18 protein-coding genes are annotated in these 19,780 nt (G+C 67.1%); 16 read left to right on the forward strand and 2 right to left on the reverse strand.

Annotation, left to right across the window (positions count from 1 at the left end; translation table 11 throughout):
- Nucleotides 1-125 precede the first annotated feature (125 nt).
- The 5 genes from ACZYSP_RS13015 to prpF all read left to right on the forward strand — a co-directional run bounded on the left by ACZYSP_RS13015 (nt 126) and on the right by prpF (nt 6,668).
- Entirely contained in the window at nt 126-521 is a 396-nt protein-coding gene (locus ACZYSP_RS13015; protein ID WP_093058793.1) for an acyl-CoA thioesterase, read from the forward strand.
- On the forward strand, nt 518-1,702 hold the full coding sequence (gene prpC, locus ACZYSP_RS13020; RefSeq protein ID WP_354337058.1) for a bifunctional 2-methylcitrate synthase/citrate synthase: 1,185 nt from the start codon (nt 518-520) through the stop codon (nt 1,700-1,702). Before ACZYSP_RS13015 ends, prpC begins: the two co-directional genes overlap by 4 nt.
- Before the next feature lie 119 nt (nt 1,703-1,821).
- Nucleotides 1,822-2,805, forward strand: a complete 984-nt coding sequence (locus ACZYSP_RS13025; RefSeq protein ID WP_489014561.1) for a tripartite tricarboxylate transporter substrate binding protein — start codon at nt 1,822-1,824, stop codon at nt 2,803-2,805.
- A 21-nt stretch (nt 2,806-2,826) separates the two neighbouring features.
- On the forward strand, nt 2,827-5,451 hold the full coding sequence (gene acnD / locus ACZYSP_RS13030) for a Fe/S-dependent 2-methylisocitrate dehydratase AcnD (RefSeq protein ID WP_489014563.1): 2,625 nt from the start codon (nt 2,827-2,829) through the stop codon (nt 5,449-5,451).
- A gap of 23 nt (nt 5,452-5,474) precedes the next feature.
- Nucleotides 5,475-6,668 carry a 2-methylaconitate cis-trans isomerase PrpF gene (prpF, locus tag ACZYSP_RS13035; RefSeq protein ID WP_489014565.1) on the forward strand — a complete coding sequence of 398 codons (1,194 nt, stop codon included), beginning with the start codon at nt 5,475-5,477 and terminating at the stop codon, nt 6,666-6,668.
- Between the two features lie 34 nt (nt 6,669-6,702).
- Here prpF and ACZYSP_RS13040 read toward each other — a convergent pair whose 3' ends face one another.
- Nucleotides 6,703-7,584 (reverse strand): LysR family transcriptional regulator, encoded by an 882-nt coding sequence (locus ACZYSP_RS13040; RefSeq protein ID WP_093058789.1) that lies wholly within the window; start codon nt 7,582-7,584, stop codon nt 6,703-6,705.
- Nucleotides 7,585-7,691: 107 nt separating this feature from the next.
- On the opposite strand from ACZYSP_RS13040, the gene metE reads away from it, so the two are divergent.
- Nucleotides 7,692-9,983 (forward strand): 5-methyltetrahydropteroyltriglutamate--homocysteine S-methyltransferase, encoded by a 2,292-nt coding sequence (gene metE / locus ACZYSP_RS13045; RefSeq protein ID WP_489014567.1) that lies wholly within the window; start codon nt 7,692-7,694, stop codon nt 9,981-9,983.
- A 27-nt stretch (nt 9,984-10,010) separates the two neighbouring features.
- Here metE and ACZYSP_RS13050 read toward each other — a convergent pair whose 3' ends face one another.
- Complete coding sequence (locus ACZYSP_RS13050) at nt 10,011-10,763, reverse strand: IclR family transcriptional regulator (RefSeq protein WP_093077188.1); 753 nt, start codon at nt 10,761-10,763, stop codon at nt 10,011-10,013.
- Nucleotides 10,764-10,933: 170 nt separating this feature from the next.
- Here ACZYSP_RS13050 and ACZYSP_RS13055 point away from each other — a divergent pair, with 170 nt between their 5' ends.
- The 10 genes from ACZYSP_RS13055 (at nt 10,934) to ACZYSP_RS13100 (ending at nt 19,761) form a co-directional block, all read left to right on the forward strand.
- Nucleotides 10,934-11,920: a Bug family tripartite tricarboxylate transporter substrate binding protein gene (locus tag ACZYSP_RS13055; RefSeq protein WP_093058787.1), complete on the forward strand. Its 987-nt coding sequence runs from the start codon at nt 10,934-10,936 to the stop codon at nt 11,918-11,920.
- A 38-nt stretch (nt 11,921-11,958) separates the two neighbouring features.
- Nucleotides 11,959-12,648, forward strand: a complete 690-nt coding sequence (locus tag ACZYSP_RS13060; RefSeq protein WP_093058786.1) for an RraA family protein — start codon at nt 11,959-11,961, stop codon at nt 12,646-12,648.
- Nucleotides 12,645-13,571 (forward strand): NAD(P)-dependent oxidoreductase, encoded by a 927-nt coding sequence (locus ACZYSP_RS13065; protein WP_489014570.1) that lies wholly within the window; start codon nt 12,645-12,647, stop codon nt 13,569-13,571. The genes ACZYSP_RS13060 and ACZYSP_RS13065 overlap by 4 nt, the downstream gene beginning before the upstream one ends.
- A 50-nt stretch (nt 13,572-13,621) precedes the next feature.
- A complete protein-coding gene (locus ACZYSP_RS13070) occupies nt 13,622-14,608 on the forward strand; it encodes a Bug family tripartite tricarboxylate transporter substrate binding protein (RefSeq protein ID WP_489014572.1) in 987 nt (328 codons plus the stop codon).
- A 22-nt stretch (nt 14,609-14,630) separates the two neighbouring features.
- Complete coding sequence (locus ACZYSP_RS13075; protein ID WP_489014574.1) at nt 14,631-15,587, forward strand: tripartite tricarboxylate transporter substrate binding protein; 957 nt, start codon at nt 14,631-14,633, stop codon at nt 15,585-15,587.
- 8 nt (nt 15,588-15,595) lie between these two features.
- Nucleotides 15,596-16,486: an amidohydrolase family protein gene (locus ACZYSP_RS13080; RefSeq protein WP_489014576.1), complete on the forward strand. Its 891-nt coding sequence runs from the start codon at nt 15,596-15,598 to the stop codon at nt 16,484-16,486.
- Between the two features lie 17 nt (nt 16,487-16,503).
- A complete protein-coding gene (locus ACZYSP_RS13085) occupies nt 16,504-17,424 on the forward strand; it encodes an SMP-30/gluconolactonase/LRE family protein (protein ID WP_489014578.1) in 921 nt (306 codons plus the stop codon).
- 155 nt (nt 17,425-17,579) lie between these two features.
- The gene (locus ACZYSP_RS13090; protein ID WP_307615260.1) at nt 17,580-18,125 is read left to right on the forward strand and encodes an Rrf2 family transcriptional regulator; all 546 of its coding nucleotides are present in this window, start codon (nt 17,580-17,582) and stop codon (nt 18,123-18,125) included.
- Nucleotides 18,126-18,249: 124 nt separating this feature from the next.
- Nucleotides 18,250-18,975 (forward strand): SGNH/GDSL hydrolase family protein, encoded by a 726-nt coding sequence (locus ACZYSP_RS13095; RefSeq protein ID WP_489014581.1) that lies wholly within the window; start codon nt 18,250-18,252, stop codon nt 18,973-18,975.
- Nucleotides 18,976-19,146: 171 nt separating this feature from the next.
- On the forward strand, nt 19,147-19,761 hold the full coding sequence (locus ACZYSP_RS13100) for a hypothetical protein (RefSeq protein ID WP_489014583.1): 615 nt from the start codon (nt 19,147-19,149) through the stop codon (nt 19,759-19,761).
- The last annotated feature ends 19 nt before the right edge of the window (nt 19,762-19,780 follow it).

Below are 19,780 nucleotides of genomic sequence, written 5' to 3' on the forward strand. Positions count from 1 at the left end.
CCAAGTATGGCTCGCGGCTCCAGTCGCTGAACTTCGCAGCATTCGCAAATCTGCCTGCTCCCGTTCGCAGGAGTTCGCCCTTTCAGTCCTTCTGCAGTCGTTGCTTTCTGCGTAGATTGCGAACCATGACGACACCCGTTGGAACAACCGAACTCCGCGAACTGGTGCTGCCGGTGCATGCCAATCACCGCGGCACGCTCTTCGCCGGCCAGGGCCTGCAGCTCATGAGCAAGGCGGCCTTCCTGGCGGCGCGCGGCCTGGCGCAACGCGAAGTGGTGATGGCCGAGGTGACCAGCGTCAGCTTTCTCTCGCCCGTGCCGGTGGGTTATCAACTCGTCCTGCGCGGATGGGTCAGCCGCATCGGCCGCTGTTCGATGACCGTGTGCGTGACCGGCCTGGCCGACGTGCCGGGCGTTCCGGCGGAAGAAGTCCTCAAGGGCGTGTTCGAGATGGTGGCGGTCGATGCCGCCGGCCGCCCCGCCGCCATCGATCGCTCTTATCTGGACAAGGAAACCGCATGACCACCACGACCCTCATGACCCCCACGACCGAGATCGCCGCACCGGCCGGCTTCAAGGCCAAGAAGTCCGTCGCCCTGTCGGGCGTGACCGCGGGCAACACGGCGCTTTGCACCGTGGGCCGCACCGGCAACGACCTGCACTACCGCGGCTACGACATCCTGGACATCGCCGAGGTCTGCGAATTCGAAGAAATTGCCCACCTGCTGGTGCACGGCAAGCTGCCCACGCGTGCCGAGCTCAAGGCCTACAAGGCACGCCTGAAGGCCATGCGCGGCCTGCCGGCGAACGTGAAGGACGCGCTGGAGAGCCTGCCCGCCGGCGCCCACCCGATGGACGTGATGCGCACCGGCGTCTCCGCGCTAGGCTGCATCCTGCCCGAGAGAGACGACCACAACCTGCCCGGCGCGCGCGACATCGCAGACCGCCTGATGGCTTCGCTCGGCTCGATGCTGCTGTACTGGTATCACTGGAGCACGCAGGGCAAGCGCATCGATGTGGAGACCGACGACGACTCCATCGGCGGCCACTTCCTGCACCTGCTGCATGGCGAGAAGCCTTCCAAGGCCTGGGTGCGCGCGATGCACACCTCGCTGAACCTGTACGCGGAGCACGAGTTCAACGCCTCGACCTTCACCGCGCGCGTGATCGCCGGCACCGGCAGCGACATGTATTCGTCCATCGCGGGCGCGATCGGCGCGCTGCGCGGCCCCAAGCACGGCGGCGCCAACGAGGTGGCCTTCGAGATCCAGAAGCGCTACGACTCGCCCGACGAAGCCGAGGCCGACATCCGCCGCCGCGTGGAGGCCAAGGAGGTGGTGATCGGCTTCGGCCACCCTGTCTATACGGTGAGCGACCCACGCAACGTGGTGATCAAGGGCGTGGCCAGGCGGCTGTCCGACGAAGCCAGCTCGACCAAGATGTTCGACATCGCGCAGCGGCTGGAATCGGTGATGTGGGAGGCCAAGAAGATGTTCCCCAATCTCGACTGGTTCAGCGCCGTGAGCTATCACATGATGGGCGTGCCCACCGCGATGTTCACACCCCTGTTCGTGATCGCGCGCACCAGCGGCTGGGCCGCGCATGTGATCGAGCAGCGCGTAGACAACAAGATCATTCGCCCGAGCGCCAACTACACCGGCCCCGAGGACGTGAAGTTCGTGCCGATCGAGGCGCGGATCTGAGCCGCACGGGAGTCTCCGAGCGTTTGTCGCGGGTTTGCCATACGGGCGCAAACTAGCGCCTGCCACCGCGATGGCACGCCGTCGCGGGAGGCATGCACAACAACACTGGAGACAACCGCATGACCCTGAATCGCCGCGCCTTTTCATCAGCAGCCCTGGCCGGGCTGGCATTGCCCGTCGCCCGCACCGTCTGGGCCCAGGATGCCTTTCCGGCCAAGCCGCTCAAGATCGTCTGTCCCTTCGCACCCGGCGGGGGCTCCGACTTCATCGCGCGCGTTGCGTCGAACGTGCTCAGCCAGCGGCTGGGCCAGGCCGTGGTGGTGGACAACCGGCCGGGCGCCGGCGGCACGCTCGGCACCGAGTACGCATTGCACACGCCCGGCGACGGCTACACGCTGCTGCTGATTGCCGGCAGCTACACCGTCAACCCGTCCCTGTACAAGCTGCGCTTCGACCCGGTCGCCGACATGACGCCGGTGATCCAGTTGTCGAAGGGTGCATACGTGCTGTGCGTCAACCCGGCCAAGGTGCCTGCAAAGAACCTGAAGGAGCTGCTCGACTACGGGCGCCAGAACCCGGGCAAGCTGACCTTCGCTTCGGCGGGCAACGGCAGCCACCTGCACATCGTGACCGAGTACATGTTCGGCATGGCCAAGGTCAAGGCCACGCACGTGCCGTACCGGGGCACGGGGCCGGCTGTCACCGACCTGGTGGCAGGCAACGTGGACATGCTGGTCGCGGGCACCGAGGCCTTGATGCCGCACGTGCAGTCGGGCCGGCTGCGTGCGTTCGCGGTGACCACTGCGCAGCGCCTGCAGGCCTACCCCAACATTCCCTCGATCGCCGAGGCCGGCGGACTGCCCGAGTACGACGTGGTGGCATGGCACGGGCTGATCGCGCCCAAGGGCGTGCCGCCCGCCGTGCTCGCGAAGCTCAACGGCGCGCTCGACGCCGGCCTCAAGGCGCCCGAACTCAACGCCAAGCTGGAGCCCACCGGGGTGTCTGCTGCAGGCGGCACGGCGGAACAGTTCGGCGCGCTGATTCGCGCCGAAATTCCGCGCTACGCCAAGGTCGTGAAAGACAACGACATCCGCTCCGAGTAAGCCGCTTCCCGATTTGCCACGATGAATTCACGACACAGAAAACAACTCCCCGGCACCACGCTGGACTACATCGACGCCCGCGCCGCGGTCGATGCACTGCGCCCCGGCGCCTGGAACACCCTGCCCTACACCGCGCGCGTACATGCCGAGAACCTGGTGCGCCGCTGCGACCCGTCTATCCTCGATGAATGCCTGCTGCAGCTCATCGAGCGCCGGCGCGATCGTGACTTTCCGTGGTTTCCCGTGCGCGTGGTGTGCCACGACATCCTGGGCCAGACCGCGCTGGTGGACCTCGCGGGTTTGCGCGACGCGATAGCGGCCGAGGGCGGCGACCCCGCGCAGGTGAACCCGGTGGTGCCGGTGCAGCTGATCGTCGACCATTCGCTGGCCGTGGAGTGCGGCGGATTCGATCCGCACGCCTTCGAGAAAAACCGGCAGATCGAAGACCGCCGCAACGAGGACCGCTTCCATTTCATCGACTGGACGAAGCGCGCCTTCGCCAACATGGAAGTGATTCCGGCGGGTAACGGCATCATGCATCAGATCAATCTGGAGAAGATGTCGCCGGTGGTCTACGTGCAGGACGGCCTGGCCTTCCCGGACACCTGCGTGGGCACCGACAGCCACACACCGCACGTCGATGCGCTGGGCGTGATCGCGGTGGGCGTCGGCGGCCTGGAGGCCGAGAACGTGATGCTGGGCCGCGCCTCGTGGATGCGCCTGCCCGACATCGTCGGCGTGGAGCTGACCGGCCGACGCCAGCCGGGCATCACCGCCACCGACATCGTGCTGGCGCTCACCGAGTTCCTGCGCAAGGAAAAAGTGGTCGGTGCGTACCTGGAGTTCTTCGGCGAAGGCACGCACGGCCTGACCATCGGCGACCGCGCGACCATTTCCAACATGTGCCCCGAGTACGGCGCCACGGCCGCGCTCTTCTACATCGACGACCAGACGCTCACCTACCTGCGGCTTACCGGCCGCGAAGACGCACAGGTCGCGCTGGTCGAAACGTATGCGAAGACAGCCGGCTTCTGGGGCGATGCGCTGGAGACCGCCAGCTACGAACGCGTGCTGAAGTTCGACCTGTCGAGCGTGGTGCGCAACATGGCAGGCCCTTCCAACCCGCACCGCCGACTGCCCACCTCGCAGCTGGCCGAGCGCAACATCGCCGTCGGTCTTGCAGAGGCCAGGCGGCAGGAAGCAGCGGGCCTGATGCCCGACGGCGCCGTGATCATCGCGGCCATCACGTCGTGCACCAACACCTCGAACCCGCGCAACGTGATCGCCGCCGCGCTGCTGGCGCGCAATGCCAACCGCCTGGGCCTCAAGCGCAAGCCTTGGGTCAAGTCATCGCTGGCTCCGGGCTCCAAGGCCGTGGAGCTCTACTTGCGCGACGCCGGCCTGCTGCACGAGCTGGAGCAGCTCGGCTTCGGCATCGTCGCCTTTGCCTGCACCACCTGCAACGGCATGTCGGGGGCGCTGGACCCGAAGATCCAGCAGGAGATCATCGAGCGCGACCTGTACGCCACCGCGGTGCTCTCGGGCAACCGCAACTTCGACGGCCGCATCCATCCGTACGCGAAGCAGGCCTTCCTGGCATCGCCGCCGCTGGTCGTGGCCTACGCGATCGCGGGCACGATGCGCTTCGACATCGAGCGCGACGTGCTGGATGTCGTGAACGGCAAGGAGATACGCCTGCAGGACCTCTGGCCGAGCGACGAGGAAATCGACGCCATCGTCGCGGCCTCCGTCAGGCCAGAGATGTTCCGCAAGGTGTACGAGCCCATGTTCGCGATCCACGCAGACAGCGGCGAGAAGGTGAGCCCGCAGTACGACTGGCGGCCGCAGTCCACCTACATCCGCCGCCCGCCCTACTGGGACAGCGAGGGCGTGGGCGCGCTCGCGGCCAATCCGCGCACGCTGCGCGGCATGCGGCCGCTGGCGCTGCTGCCGGACAACATCACGACCGACCATCTGTCGCCGTCCAACGCGATCCTGCTGGACAGCGCCGCCGGCGAGTATCTGGCGAAGATGGGTCTTCCGGAAGAAGACTTCAACTCCTACGCCACGCACCGCGGCGACCACCTCACGGCCATGCGAGCCACCTTCGCCAACCCGCAGCTCGTCAACGAGATGGCGGTGGTCGACGGCGCGCAGAAGAAAGGGTCGCTCGCGCGCATCGAGCCTGAAGGCAAGGTCGTGCGCATGTGGGAGGCGATCGAGACGTACCTGAACCGCAGGCAGCCATTGATCATCGTGGCCGGCGCCGACTACGGCCAGGGCTCGTCGCGCGACTGGGCTGCCAAGGGCGTACGCCTGGCCGGTGTGGAGACCGTCGTGGCCGAAGGCTTCGAGCGCATCCACCGCACCAACCTGCTCGGCATGGGCGTGCTGCCGCTGGAGTTCAAGCCCGGCACCACGCGACTCACGCTGGGCCTGGACGGCACCGAAACCTACGACGTGATCGGCAAGCCCGCACCGCGCGCCGACCTCACGCTGGTCGTCCACCGCATGGGCGGCGACACGCTGCAGGTTCCGGTGACCTGCCGGCTGGACACGGCCGAGGAAGTGTCGATCTACGACGCAGGCGGCGTGCTGCAGCGCTTTGCACAAGACTTCCTGGCCGAGAACAAGTCGGCAGCCTGAAGACAACCACCACTCCATTTGCCATGGCATCCGTTCCCCAGATCAAGATTCCCGCCGTCTATATGCGTGGCGGCACCAGCAAGGGCGTGTTCTTCCGCCTGCAGGACCTGCCCGCGGCGGCGCGGCAGCCCGGGCCGGCGCGCGACGCACTGCTGCTGCGCGTGATCGGCAGCCCCGACCCCTACGCCAAGCAGATCGACGGCATGGGCGCGGCCACCTCCTCCACATCGAAGACCGTGATCCTGTCGCGCTCCACGCGGCCGGACCACGACGTCGACTACCTGTTCGGCCAGGTCTCCATCGACAGCGCCTTCGTCGACTGGTCGGGCAACTGCGGCAACCTGTCGGCGGCGGTCGGGCCGTTCGCAATTGCGCAGGGCCTGATCGACCGGACGCGCGTACCGCAGAACGGCACGTGCACCGTGCGCATCTGGCAGGCCAACATCGGCAAGACCATCGTCGCCCACGTGCCGATCGCCCGAGGCGAGGTTCAGGAAACCGGCGACTTCGAACTCGACGGCGTGACCTTCCCCGCGGCCGAAGTGCCGCTGGAATTCATCGACCCGGCCGACGAGGGCGACGGTGAAGGCGGCGGCGCGATGTTCCCGACCGGCAGGGTGGTCGAAGAGCTCGAAGTGCCCGGCGTGGGCACTTTGCGCGCCACGCTGATCAACGCGGGCATTCCGACCATCTTCGTCAACGCAGGCGACATCGGCTACACCGGCACCGAGTTGCAGGACGCGATCAACAGCGATGCGAAGGCACTGGCAATGTTCGAGACGATCCGCGCGCATGGCGCGGTGAAGATGGGCCTCATCAAGGACATCGGTGAAGCCGCCAAGCGCCAGCACACGCCCAAGGTGGCCTTCGTCGCAACGCCCAGGGACTACACGGCCTCCAGCGGCAAGGCAGTGAAGGCCGCGGACGTGGACCTGCTCGTGCGTGCGCTGTCGATGGGCAAGCTGCACCACGCCATGATGGGCACGGCCGCGGTCGCCATCGGCACCGCAGCGGCGATCCCCGGCACGCTGGTGAACCTTGCGGCCGGCGGTGGCGAGCGCCAGGCAGTGCGCTTCGGCCACCCATCGGGCACGCTGCGCGTCGGCGCCGAGGCCCGCAAGGTCGATGGCGAATGGGTGGTGACCAAGGCCCTGATGAGCCGGAGCGCCCGCGTGTTGATGGAAGGCTGGGTGCGCGTGCCTGGCGACAGTTTCTGATCGACAAGCCGGAGTGGGACGCGCTGGAAAGGCGCTACACCTGACGCGCCAGCTCGACAAAGGCCTTCAGGTAATCGACGTCGGTGTCCGCTTCCCGCGCGCCAAGAAAGATCTGCTTGGCGATGCCGCGCGAGCCCAGCCGGACCGGGACGATTTCCATCTTCTCCGCGTACTCCTCCACCAGCCAGCGAGGCAGCGCGGCCACGCCACGGCCGCTCGCCACCATCTGCAACATGATGTCCGTTGTCTCGATGGCCTTGTGGCGCTTGGGCGTCACGCCCGCGGGCATCAGGAACATGTTGTAGATGTCCAGCCGGTCCGTCGCAACCGGGTAGGTGACGAGAACCTCCTCGGTCAGTTGCGCGGGCTTGACGTAGGGCACGTTCGCCAGGCGGTGGCCGCGCGCGACCGCGAGCACCTGTTCGTAGTCGAACACGGGCTCATAGTGCAGGCCTGGCTTGTAGAGCGGATCGGGGGTCACCAGCAGGTCGATCTCGTAGCCGAAGAGCGCGCCGATGCCGCCGAACTGGAATTTCTGCTTCACGTCGACGTCCACGTCGGGCCATGACGCCAGGTACGGCGACACCACCTTCAGCAGCCACTGGTAGCAGGGATGGCATTCCATGCCGATGCGCAGCGACCCGCGTTCGCCCTGGGCGAACTGGCGCAGGCGTTCCTCCGCCAGCGTGAGCTGCGGCAGCACCCGGTTCGCTACCGCCAGCAGGTACTGGCCCGCCTGGGTCAGCCGCAGACTGCGCCCTTCGCGCTGCCAGATCTCCGTTCCGAGCTGGATCTCGAGCTTGCGGATGGAATGGCTCAAGGCCGACTGCGTCAGGTGCAGCACCTCGGCGGCGGCCGTGAGCGAGCCTTGCTTGTCCACTTCCTGGACGATGGCCAGATGCGTGCGCTCCAACATGACTAATGAGCAGTATTCATGGATACGTGAAATAAGACCATTTTACTTCAAGAGTCGTCAAACCTAGGATCCACCCTTTCTCTGACTGCCCGGACGTTCCGATACCCATGACCACCACCCACAACCTTGGCTTTCCCCGCATCGGCGCCAGGCGCGAACTGAAGTTCGCGCTCGAGTCGTACTGGAAGGGAGAGTCCTCGCGCGACGCACTCAAGGCCCTCGGCGCCGAGCTACGCCAACGCCACTGGCAAGACCAGGCCGGAATCGACCTGGTGCCGGTGGGCGATTTCGCGTTCTACGACCAGGTGCTGGACATGAGCTTCACGATCGGCAACCTGCCCGAGCGCGTGCGCGGCTTCCACGGCGACACCCTGGACAACTACTTCCGCGTGGCGCGCGGCCGCTCGGCGCAGTCCGCCGAAGACCACGCGGGCTGCTGCGGCGGCGTGGCCGCCGGCGAGATGACGAAGTGGTTCGACACCAACTACCACTACATCGTCCCCGAGTTCACTTCGGCAACCGAGTTCAAGCTCGACGCATCGCGCATCCTGGAGCAGCTCGCCGAAGCCAAGGCGCAGGGCGTGAAGGCCAAGCTCGTGCTGGTCGGCCCCGTGACGTACCTGTCCATCGGAAAGGCCAAGGACGACTCCGACAAGCTCGCGCTGCTGCCGCGCCTGCTGCCGGTGTACGCGGAACTGCTCGACGCACTGGCGGCACAGGGCGTCGAGTGGGTGCAGATCGACGAGCCCCTGCTCGTCACCGAGCTGGACGCCGACTGGCAGCACGCCTTCAACACGGCCTACCACCATCTCAAGGCCGCCAAGGTCAAGATCCTGCTCGCGACCTATTTCGGCCAGCTGCTGGAAAACAAGTACCTGGCCGCCAACCTTCCGGTGGCGGGCCTGCACGTCGACGCCATCAACGGCCGCGACGACGTGGTGCCTCTGCTGAGCATGCTGCCCGCGCACAAGGTGCTGTCGCTCGGGGTCATCAACGGCCGCAACATCTGGAAGAGCGACCTGACCGCCATCCTCGACTGGCTCGAGCCGCTGGCGCAGCGCCTGGGCGAGCGTCTCTGGATTGCACCGTCGTGCTCGCTGCTGCACGTGCCGGTGGATCTGGCCAGCGAGCAGAAGCTCGACGCCGAGGTCAAGTGGTGGCTCGCCTACGCACTCCAGAAGCTCGAGGAGCTGAGAGTGCTGGCCACCGCCCTGCGCCACGGCCGCGATGCCGTGAAGGATGAGCTGGCAGCCAATCAGGCCGCCGTTTCCGCCCGCCGCAACTCGCCGCGCGTGAACAACCCCGGCGTCAAGGCCGCCATCGCCAGGCTGAACGCAGCCTTGGGCCAGCGCAAGAGCGTCTACGCCCAGCGCGCGCCCAAGCAAGCCGCCCTGCTGAAGCTGCCGGCCTACCCGACCACCACCATCGGCTCATTCCCGCAGACCGCGGAAATCCGCCATGCGCGCAGTGAGTTCAAGGCCGGTCGCCTCGATGCAGCAGGCTACAAGGCCGCGATGCAGGCCGAAATCGGCCGCAGCGTGAAGGAACAGGAAGTCCTTGGCCTGGACGTGCTGGTGCACGGCGAAGCCGAGCGCAACGACATGGTCGAGTACTTCGGCGAGCAACTCGACGGCTACGCCTTCAGCCAGTTCGGCTGGGTGCAGTCGTACGGTTCGCGCTGCGTGAAGCCGCCGATCTTGTTCGGCGACATCAGCCGTCCGAAGGCGATGACCGTGGAGTGGATCAGGTACGCGCAGTCGCTCACGCAAAAGCCGATGAAGGGCATGCTGACCGGTCCGGTCACCATCCTGAACTGGTCTTTCGTCCGTGACGACCAGCCGCGCTCAGTGTCGTGCCACCAGCTTGCGCTGGCCATACGCGAAGAAGTGCTCGACCTGGAGAAAGCCGGCGTGCGCGTGATCCAGATCGACGAGGCGGCGCTGCGCGAAGGCCTTCCGCTGCGCAAGTCGCAGTGGCAGGAGTACCTCGACTGGGCTGTCGAGTCCTTCCGCATCACGGCCAACGGCGTGCGCGACGAGACGCAGATCCACACGCACATGTGCTACTCGGAGTTCAACGACATCATCGCGTCGATCGCCGACATGGATGCCGACGTCATCACCATCGAGACCTCGCGTTCGGACATGGAGCTGCTCGATGCCTTCGACAACTTCAAGTACCCCAACGAGATCGGCCCAGGCGTGTACGACATCCACTCGCCGAACATCCCGAGCCAGGAGCACATCGTGCAACTGATGAAGAAAGCGGCCGAGCGCGTTCCTGCCGAACGCCTGTGGGTCAACCCCGACTGCGGCCTGAAGACGCGCCAGTGGGCTGAAGTGGTGCCGGCGCTGACCAACATGGTGGCGGCCGCCAAGACGCTGCGCGCATCGGCCTGAGCTCAGCACGGACTCCACCGGCCCCTTCTAGGGATGCCAGGTGGAGACCACCGCCGGAGTCTGCGCGGTGGGCCGGCCGGCCAGTGCGTAGGAGAGTTCGTTCGCGGCCTTCATGATCGTCTTCGCGTGGCCGAGCAGCTTTGCCTTGGGCAACCGGTCCGCGGGGCCCGAGATGCACACCGACCCCAGCAGCGCCCAGCGCAGGCCGAAGACCGGCGCCGACACGGTCGCCACGTTCTTCTCGCGCTCGCCGATGGAGAAGTGATAGCCCTTCTTGCGGATGTCTTCGTACAGCTTTCCAGGCTCGCCGGAGAACGCAAGAATCACCCGCCCCGGTGACCCTTTTTCCAGCGGCAGCATCGCGCCCATGCGCGCGTGATGCCGGATGGGCTGCGGCCCTTCCACGCGCGCCAGGCAAGTCCTGGAATTTCCTTCGCGCACATAGAACGCTGCGCTCTCGCCCGTTGCATGCGACAGGGCAAGCAGCATCGGTTCCACGACATTGTTGGCATCGAAGCTGGCTTGGTAGCGGGCTCCGAGCCAGCCTGCCGCAGGTCCCAATCGCCATTCGCCGTCGTCACGCTGCACCACGTAGCCGGCAAGCGCCAGCGTGCGCAGCAGCCGCAGCGCGGTTGTCTTGTGCATGTGGCTGCGGCGGGTCAGCTCGGCCAGCGAGAGGCGCTCGTCCTGCATGCCGAAGGCATCGAGCAGCTGCAGGGCGCGGGTGACGGCGGTCACGCCACCCGTGGCGCCCGCGTCCACTTCACGCGGCTCTTCGATGACTTCGGTCGAGCGCTTTGCCGTCAGCAACTTGTTTCGCACAGTGGTCCATGGTCCGTTCAGTGGACCACCATTGTATGGAGCGGAACGCAAATCTAAAGTCGCTTCATGCCTCGGAGCACCACCGCTCGCAGGCACTGATTGATCGAACGATTCCGGAGACAACACAAATGCGCACCTCGAGCCCCAGCTCCATTCCTCGCCGCGCGGCCATCGGCCTCGCCCTTCTACTTTCTTGCGGCGTGACGCTGGCTCAAGGCTATCCGGCGCGCCCCATCCGCCTCGTCGTGCCGTTCCCGCCGGGCGGCGGCACGGACATCATTGCCCGCGAGGTGGCGAACAAGGTCGCGACCTCGGAGGGCTGGACCATCGTCATCGACAACAAGCCCGGCTCCGGCGGCAACATCGGCGTCGACGCGGCAGCCAAGGCCAACCCCGACGGCTACACGCTGGTGCTGGGGCAGACCAGCAACCTCGCGATCAATCCGACGCTCTACGCCAAGCTGCCCTACGACCCGGTGAAGGACCTCGCAGCTGTGGGCCTCGTCGCCTCCGCACCGCTGGTGCTGGTGGTCTCGGCCGCATCGCCCTACAAGAAGCTCGCGGACGTGGTCGCCGCCGCAAAGGCCAAGCCCACCGCACTCAACTACGCGAGCTCGGGCAACGGCACGGTGGCCCATCTGGCCACCGAGCAGTTCCAGAAGGCCGCGGGCGTGCAGTTCACGCACGTTCCCTACAAGGGCGCATCGCAAGGCCTGACCGACCTGGTCGGCGGCCAGATCCAGATGTACATCTCGTCCGTGCCGACCCTGATCGCGCAGATCAAGAGCGGCCAGCTGCGCGCGCTGGCCGTGACCTCTCTGCAACGCAACCGCGACTTGCCTGATGTGCCCACCATGGCCGAGTCGGGCTACAAGGATTTCGAGGCCGTCACATGGTTCGGCGTGGCGGGCCCTGCAGCCATGCCGAAGGACGCAGTCACCAAGCTCAACGCAGCTTTCAACAAGGCGCTCGCCACGCCCGAGGTGCAGAAGAAGCTCGCGGCGCAAGGCGCGGAGGTGATGTCCGGCCCGCCCGAGAAGTTCGCATCGCTGATTCGCACGGACGGTGTTCGCTGGGGCGCCGTCGTCAAGGTTTCGGGCATCAAGCTGGATTGAGCGCCCTTCTTTATTCCATCACTTCTGAAAGCACCCTCATGTCATCGCCCCTCCCCGACATCGTCCGCAACTTCGAGCGCGTGCCCGCGCACATCGTGGCGCAGGCTGCCGAATTCCAGCCAGCCATCCTGGCCGACGTGGCCGGGCGCCGCGGCGCGGTGGACGGCCGCATCAAGGCGTTGCGTCCCCGCATGAAGCTGGCCGGCACCGCGATCACCGTAGAAGTTCGCCCCGGCGACAACCTGATGATCCATGCCGCCATTGCCATGGCGAAGCCCGGCGACGTGCTCGTGATCGACGGCAAGGGCGACCAGACCTCCGCGCTCATGGGCACGATCATGATGACCGCCTGCAAGCAGGTCGGCATTGCCGGCGTGGTCATCGACGGGGCCTGCCGCGACAGCAACGAGATCGACGAGATGGACTTTCCGGTGTTCTCGGTCGGCACCAATCCGAACGGGCCCACCAAGAACATCGGCGGGCGCATCGGGCATCCGGTGTCGATCGGCGGCGTCACGGTGCATCCGGGCGACTTCATCGTCGGCGACGGCGACGGCGTGGTCGTGGTGGAGCGCGAGAAGATCGAATCGCTGCTGCCTCTCGCCGCGAAGAAGGTGAAGGACGAGGCCGCGCGCATCGCCGCCATCAAGGACGGGGACACCGCCGCCAAGTGGCTCGATGCAGCGCTGCGCACGGCCGGTGTGCTGAAGGAGGGCGAGACGCTGTGACAGCCATCCTGGTGACGGGCGCCGACCTCGCGCCACAGGCACTCGACCTCCTCGAGGGATACGAAGTCATCTACGCCGGCAAGACGCCGACCGAGGACGACCTCGTGGCGCTGTGCCGCGCCCACGACCCCGTGGCCATCATCGTGCGCTACGGCAAGGTGGGCCCGGCGGTCATGAACGCGGCCCCTTCGCTCAAGGTGATCTCCAAGCACGGCAGCGGCACGGACACGATCGACAAGGCAGCCGCACAGGCGCGCGGCATCGAGGTCGTCGCGGCCGTGGGCGCCAATGCAGCAGCGGTGGCCGAGCAGGCGCTCGCGCTGCTGCTGGCCTGCGCCAAGTCGGTGGTGGCGCTCGATGCGCGCATGCATGCCGGCCACTGGGACAAGGCAACGCACAAGAGCCTCGAGCTCGGCGGCCGCACCATCGGCCTCATCGGGCTCGGCGCCATCGGGCTTCGCTTTGCGCGCATGGCCGATGCGCTCGGCATGCGCGTGCTTGGGTTCGATCCGTACGCCAAGAATCTTCCGGCGTACGTACAAGCCGTGGACCTGGCGACCATCTGGGCCGAGTCCGATGCCATTTCGCTGCACTGCCCGTTGACGGACGACAACCGCGGGCTGCTCGACGAGCAGACGCTGGCACGATGCAAGCGCGGCGTGATCGTCATCAACACGGCACGCGGCGGCCTGATCGAAGAGGCCGCGCTGCTGGCGGCGGTCCGCTCGGGCCAGGTGGCCATGGCCGGGCTGGACAGCTTCGCTGTCGAGCCGATGGCACCCGGCCATCCGTTCCAGGGCGAAAAGAACATCGTGCTGAGCCCCCACATCGGCGGCGTCACCAGCGATGCCTACGTGAACATGGGCGTGGGCGCAGCGAAGAATCTGCTGCAGGTGCTCGCCCGCCAGACGACGAGCGTCTGAGGCGCAGCCGCAAGGCGGCACCATCCGGACCAGAACAAGGAGACAAAAAAATGAACAGAGGCAAGAACGCCCGCCGGGCGGTGGCCGTGCTCGGGCTGTCGGCCACGCTGGCGGCAGTAGCAACGGCGCATGCACAGACCTGGCCGGCCAAGCCCGTGCGCATCCTCGTCGGCTTTTCCGCAGGCGGCCCCACCGACGTGGTGGCGCGCGCCTTTGCCGACCACGCATCACGCGCCCTGGGCCAGCCCTTCATCGTGGACAACAAGCCCGGCGCCAACACGATCCTGGCGGCAGAGGCAGTGGCTGCCGCGCCGGCCGACGGCTACACGCTGCTGCTGGGCGCGACGAATCACACGATGATCCCGGCGCTCTACAGCCAGCGGGTCAAGTTCGACGCCGTGCGGTCGTTCGCCCCGGTGTGCTCGCTCGCCGTGAGCCCGACGGTGCTGGTCGTCGGGCCGTCGATGCCCGTCAAGTCGTTCGGCGCGTTCCTGCAGGCGGTGAAGGCAGAGCCGGGCAAGCGCACCTATGCCACGCCGGGCTCGGGCAGCTCGGGGCACTTCGCGAGCGCGCAATTCACGCGGCTGACAGGGACGTCGATGAACCACATCCCGTACAAGGGCGCGGCGCAGGCGACGACCGATCTCATGGGAGGCCAGGTCGACAGCTCTTTCGCTACGCTGGGCTCGGTGCTCACCCAGGTGCAGTCGGGCAAGCTGACGGCCCTGGCCGTGGCGGCGCCGAAGCGCTCGGCACTGCTGGCGGACGTGCCGACTTTCGAGGAGGTGGGCGTAAAGGGCTACACGGCCGACGCCTGGTACGGCCTGCTGGCACCGGCAAAGACGCCGCCGGAAGTCCTGGCCGTGCTGCGCCGCGCAGCCACCGAGTTTGCGCAAGCGCCGGCCACGCAGGAGAAGCTGCGTTCGCTCGGCATGGAAGCACAGAACACCTGCGCCGATGCCTTCGGCGCGCAGCTGGCGCGCGAGGTCAAGCTCTATGGCGAGTTGGCCCGAACGCTCGATCTCAAGACCGAATGAACGCACATCCCAGGAAACCAGAATGAAAGCCATCCAACGCATGCTCGCCGCGTGCCTCTTCGCTGCTGCCGCTTCCGCCCAGGCCGCCTTTCCGGACCGCCCCATCACGCTCGTCGTGCCGTATGCGCCGGGCGGCTCCGCGGACGCACTGGCGCGCGTGCTGGCGGTGCGCATGGGCGAGAAGCTGGGCACCAGCGTGATCGTCGACAACAGGCCCGGCGCCAGCGGAACCATCGGTGCGAGCTTTGCGGCCAAGGCCGCGCCCGACGGCTACACGGTGCTCTACGACGCAACTCCCTACTCGATCAATCCGCATCTCTTTCCCCGGATGCCGTACGCGGGCAATGCCCTGCAGCCGCTGGCGCTCGTCTCGCTGGCGCCCAACATCGTGATCGTCCGCGCGGAGTCGCCGGTGAAGAGCATCAAGGACCTCGCGGACAGAGCGAAGGCCGAACCCGGAAAGCTCAACTTCGCATCGGGCGGAAGCGGCACCGTGCAGCGGCTTGCGGCGGAATTGCTGCGCCAGCGGCTCGGGCTCGACATGGTGCATGTCGGCTACAAGAGCGGCGGCCCCGCCATCTCCGATGTCATGGGCGGACAGGTCGACTTCATGTTCAGCACCATCGCGGCGTCGTATCCGCTCGTGTCCTCGGGCAAGCTGCGCGCGCTGGCGGTGTCGTCGCCGCAGCGCTCCGCACGCCTGCCCGATGTGCCGACCATCGCCGAGACCGTTGCGCCCGGCTACGAGGCCTACGAGTGGAACGGCCTGCTCCTGCCGGCCGGCACGCCCGCGCCCATCGCCGACAAGCTCCACAAGGCGGTGGTCGATGTCCTGAAGAATGACGAAGTGAAGCGGCGCTTCGTGGACGTTGGCGTGCAGCCGGTCGGCTCGACGCCATCCGAGTTCGCCGACTTCCTGAAGAAGGAAGATGCGAAATGGGCGGAAGTGATCCGCAAGGGCAACATCAAGCTCGACTGAAGACAGCCATGGACCACACCTCTGACGCGCAGCCGGTTCCCCATTCGGTGGGGACGAACCGGCCCGCGACTGCACTGCCTGCCGACGCCTGCGACAGCCACATGCACATCTTCGACCCGCGCTTCGCCGCGTCGCCGCACTGGAAGCGCCAGCCGCCGCGGGCCGAGGTGGCAGCCTATCGGCTTTTGCAGCAGCGGCTCGGGACCTCGCGCACGGTGGTCGTCAATCCCTCGACCTACGGCACGGACAACGCCTGCACGCTCGACGCACTCGCGCAACTGGGCGAGAGCGCGCGCGGCATCGCAGTCGTCGGCCAGGACGTAGCCGACGACGAGCTCGACCGCCTGGCGGCGCATCGCGTCTGCGGCTTGCGCGTGAACTTCGTGACGCCGCAGTCCTGGGGCGTCACCACGGCGCAGATGCTGACGACGCTGGCGCGAAAGGTGGCCCGGCTGGGTTGGCACATCCAGGTCTTCCTGCAGCCCGAACAACTGGTGGAACTCGCGCCGATATTGGCGGCACTCCCGGTGCCGCTGGTGATAGACCACATGGCCCGCATCGACCCAGCCGACGGCGTCGATGGCGCCGCGTTTGCCGTGGCGCGCCGGCTGCTCGACGGTGGCAACACGTGGATGAAGCTGTCGGGCGTCTACATGCGATCGCGCGACGGGGCGCCCGCCTACCAGGATGCCTACGCACTGGGCCGTGCGCTGGTCAGGGCAGCGCCGGAACGGCTGGTCTGGGGCAGCGACTGGCCTCACACCACGGAGACTCCAGGCACCGTCAACGATGCCGACCTGGCCGACGTGCTCTCGGCATGGTGCGATGGCGCCACCGCCGTGCGCGACCGCATCCTGGTCGACAACCCGGCGAGGCTCTATGGCTTCGCGATGACCTGATTGCAGAGGAGACCGACTTGTACCTATTGCAAGCGCCCCAGGTGCTGGACCTGCAGACCTTCACCAGCATGCCCGAGTCCTTCCGCCGCCCGGAGCCCAGCGTCTGGGCCGATGCCAACCGCGGCGGCCAGGTGACCGATTCCTTTCTCGAAGGCCCTGTGTTCGACGACGACGGCAACCTCTACGTCACGGACATCCCTTTCGGCCGGATCTTCCGCATCGACACATCGGGCGAATGGACGCTGGTCGCCGAGTACGACGGCGAGCCGAACGGCATGAAGTTCGTCGACGCACACACCCTGCTCGTCACCGACTACAAGAACGGCCTGATGCGGGTGGATGTGCGAACCGGCCGCGTCACGCCGCACCTTCAGCGGCGCAACACCGAGAGCTTCAAGGGCGTGAACGACCTGGTGCTCGATGCGCAGGGAAACGTCTACTTCACGGACCAGGGCCAGAGCGGGTTGCACGACCCTTCGGGCCGCCTGTATCGCCTGAGGCCCGACGGGCAGCTCGACCTGCTGCTGTCCAACGTGCCCAGCCCGAATGGCGTGGCCCTCTCGCCGGACGGCAAGGTGCTCTATCTCGCGGTGACGCGCGGCAACTGTGTCTGGCGCGTGCCGTTGCTGGCCGACGGGAGCGTTGCCAAGGTGAGCCAGTTCTTCACGTCCTACGGACCCAGCGGCCCCGACGGGCTTGCGGTCGACACGCAGGGTCGGGTGCTGGTGGCCAATCCCGGCCTGGGCTATGTCTGGGTGCTCAACGCGCGCGCCGAACCCGTCATGGTGCTGCGCGGGCCCACCGGCGCCTCGACGACGAACATCGCCTTCGGTGGCGCTGGCAGGTCGACCTTGTTCGTCACCGACTCCACGCACGGCAACGTGCTGAAGCTGGCGCTCGACGCTCCTGGCGTGGAACTTCATCGCTGGTCGTCCTAGCCCCCAAAGCCCTTCCTGCAGGCTCGCAAGCGTCGATGGGCCGGTCTTTTTCGATTTGTTTCAAAAAAGGCCTTTACCTCCCGAAGGAAACTTTTCCCGGTCTTTTGCACACCTACCACGCATTGTTTGCAAAACCCAACACCGAGGAACACTCCATGCGTCTCACGACGAAGGGCGGCTTCGCCTTGACGGCCATGATCGATGTCGCCATGCGCGAACGGGATGGCCCCGTACCGTTGGCGTCGATCAGCCGACGACAGCACATTGCCCGCTCGTCGCTCGAACTGCTGTTCAGCAAGCTGCGCCAGCATGCGCTGATCAAGGCAACGCGCGGACCGGGCGGCGGCTACACGCTGACGCGCAGGGCGTCCGAAATCACCGTGGCGGACATCCTCGCTTCGGTCGATGGCCAGCCACTGGCCGACACCGAAGCCTCGCCGAACAAGGAAGACGCCGGCGGCAGCAGCAAGGGCTGCTACTCGACCGATGCGCTGTGGGCCTCCGCCAAGCACCATGTCATGGAATTCCTGGGCTCCGTCACGCTGCAGAGCCTGGTCGAAGACCAGCTGGCCAAGGGCGTGCGCGTCGAGCACGAGCCCCCGAAGAAGAAAGAAACCCCACCGAGCCCCGCAGCCCTGCCGATGCGCGTGAACGCGCCGAACTCGGTGTTCGCGTGGAACGGCGTGTTCGCCAAGCGCTGAAGACGAAGCAGGCTTTACATGGCTGACTGACCTGAAACGCAAGGCGCATTACGGGTTTTGAAAACTCGTACGGCAAGGGATCGATGCTTCCGGAAAACGCCGGAGGCCCTTGCCGGAGATCGCCTTGGTTTCTCTTTCTGCACGCCCACGCGCGGCCTGTGTCCGCCTGTCCGACATCGCTTTCACGCTGCTTGCCATCCTTGCGATCGGTGCGCTGGTCCCCGCCTGCGGAGGCGACAGGGGCAGCAGCAATAGCCACAGCAGCAGTGCCCCGACCCGTCCGGCGGCGTCCGCGAAAGCGCCCGACGACGCACCCCGCGACTGCACCGTCACCCTGGAGGGCGACTCGATCCTCTATGGCGCCTACAACAACAACCAGCGCTTCGACGAGCCGCCCGCGGCGATGCTCAAGCGCATGCGGCCGGCCTACACGGTGCTCGACAACAGCGTGGCGGGGTCGACGGCCGCCCAGCGCGCGCCCGCCTTCTCCAGCACACCGCTGACCACGCATTTCGTGGTGCTGCAACACGGCATCAACGACGGGCAGTTCGGCCAGCCCTACGAGCCGGCGCTGCGCCGCATGGTGGCGCACGTGCAGGCCCAGGGGCGCACGCCGGTCGTCACCGGCCTCAGCCGCCAGACGCACCCCGCCCCGGGCAGGGACGCGGCCGACACCATCGCCCGGCGCGTGGCCGGCGAGACCGGCGCGCTGTTTGCCGACTGGGGCGCCGTGTCCTTCAAGCCCGCCGAGATGGCGGACGTGCTGCACCCAGCCCCGGCCTACAGCGAGCGGCTGGTCGGGCGCATCGTGGCCTTGCTCGACCAGGCCGCGCCCGAGTGCAGGTACTGACACCCGCAACTTTTTTCGATACGCCATTACGGGTTTTGACGGCTTCGTTCGGCAAGGAAGTGCATTCACCTGAGACCGAAAGAGGAGCCGCCTCGCCATGCTTCAGAGCACTTTCCGCACGTCACCGCCATCGCCCGAATCGCCCCCGTCTCCCCGCCAGGAGGCGGCCCGATGAGCGCAAGCAGCCTTTGCGTCGTCGCGACCGCCTTCTTCGCGCTCGGCGTCGTCTGGTTCACGGGCAAAGCGCTCGGTGTGCGCACCGCGGGCACGCCGCCGGCCCACATCGGCGCCCGGCCGGAGCCTGTCGCCACGCGCGAGCGCATCGACCTGCGACAGCCGCTGCGCGCGCTCGCCGTCACCCACGGGGCAACGCTGGCGCAACGCGGCATCGGGCTCGACCTGCGCCTGCCGGAAGACCCGCTGCCGGTGGCCGTGATCGCGGGCGACCTGCCCCAGCTCATGGCGCACATCGCCGACGCGGCGGCTGCCACCTTGCCGCAGGGCGCGACGCTGCATGTGCTGGCGCGCGCCGAAGGGCACCAGGCGGTGATCAGCTGGCGCGAGGCCACTGTCGACAGCGACACCGACGCACCCCGCCTGTCGCACGCCTTCGAAACCAGCGCCAGCCGCGCGGCCACACCCCGCATCCATGCCTGCCAGGCCATCGTGGCGCGGCACGGCGCGCGCATCTATACCGCGCCCTCGCCCCTGGGCGACGGTTGTCTCACGCTGCGGTTTCCGCTGTACGGCGACCGCGCGGTACGTGCCCCGAAGGGGCTGCTGTGATGGCCGCCCCGTGGCTCTT

The organism is Variovorax sp. F042, assembly GCF_057814215.1.

What these genes read in the sequence shown, in the direction of transcription:
- ACZYSP_RS13015 (WP_093058793.1), top strand. Translation starts at nt 126, where the DNA reads ATGACGACACCCGTTGGAACAACCGAACTCCGCGAACTGGTGCTGCCG.
- prpC (WP_354337058.1), top strand. Translation starts at nt 518, where the DNA reads ATGACCACCACGACCCTCATGACCCCCACGACCGAGATCGCCGCACCG.
- ACZYSP_RS13025 (WP_489014561.1), top strand. Translation starts at nt 1,822, where the DNA reads ATGACCCTGAATCGCCGCGCCTTTTCATCAGCAGCCCTGGCCGGGCTG.
- acnD (WP_489014563.1), top strand. Translation starts at nt 2,827, where the DNA reads ATGAATTCACGACACAGAAAACAACTCCCCGGCACCACGCTGGACTAC.
- prpF (WP_489014565.1), top strand. Translation starts at nt 5,475, where the DNA reads ATGGCATCCGTTCCCCAGATCAAGATTCCCGCCGTCTATATGCGTGGC.
- ACZYSP_RS13040 (WP_093058789.1), bottom strand. Translation starts at nt 7,584, where the DNA reads ATGTTGGAGCGCACGCATCTGGCCATCGTCCAGGAAGTGGACAAGCAA.
- metE (WP_489014567.1), top strand. Translation starts at nt 7,692, where the DNA reads ATGACCACCACCCACAACCTTGGCTTTCCCCGCATCGGCGCCAGGCGC.
- ACZYSP_RS13055 (WP_093058787.1), top strand. Translation starts at nt 10,934, where the DNA reads ATGCGCACCTCGAGCCCCAGCTCCATTCCTCGCCGCGCGGCCATCGGC.
- ACZYSP_RS13060 (WP_093058786.1), top strand. Translation starts at nt 11,959, where the DNA reads ATGTCATCGCCCCTCCCCGACATCGTCCGCAACTTCGAGCGCGTGCCC.
- ACZYSP_RS13070 (WP_489014572.1), top strand. Translation starts at nt 13,622, where the DNA reads ATGAACAGAGGCAAGAACGCCCGCCGGGCGGTGGCCGTGCTCGGGCTG.
- ACZYSP_RS13075 (WP_489014574.1), top strand. Translation starts at nt 14,631, where the DNA reads ATGAAAGCCATCCAACGCATGCTCGCCGCGTGCCTCTTCGCTGCTGCC.
- ACZYSP_RS13080 (WP_489014576.1), top strand. Translation starts at nt 15,596, where the DNA reads ATGGACCACACCTCTGACGCGCAGCCGGTTCCCCATTCGGTGGGGACG.
- ACZYSP_RS13090 (WP_307615260.1), top strand. Translation starts at nt 17,580, where the DNA reads ATGCGTCTCACGACGAAGGGCGGCTTCGCCTTGACGGCCATGATCGAT.
- ACZYSP_RS13100 (WP_489014583.1), top strand. Translation starts at nt 19,147, where the DNA reads ATGAGCGCAAGCAGCCTTTGCGTCGTCGCGACCGCCTTCTTCGCGCTC.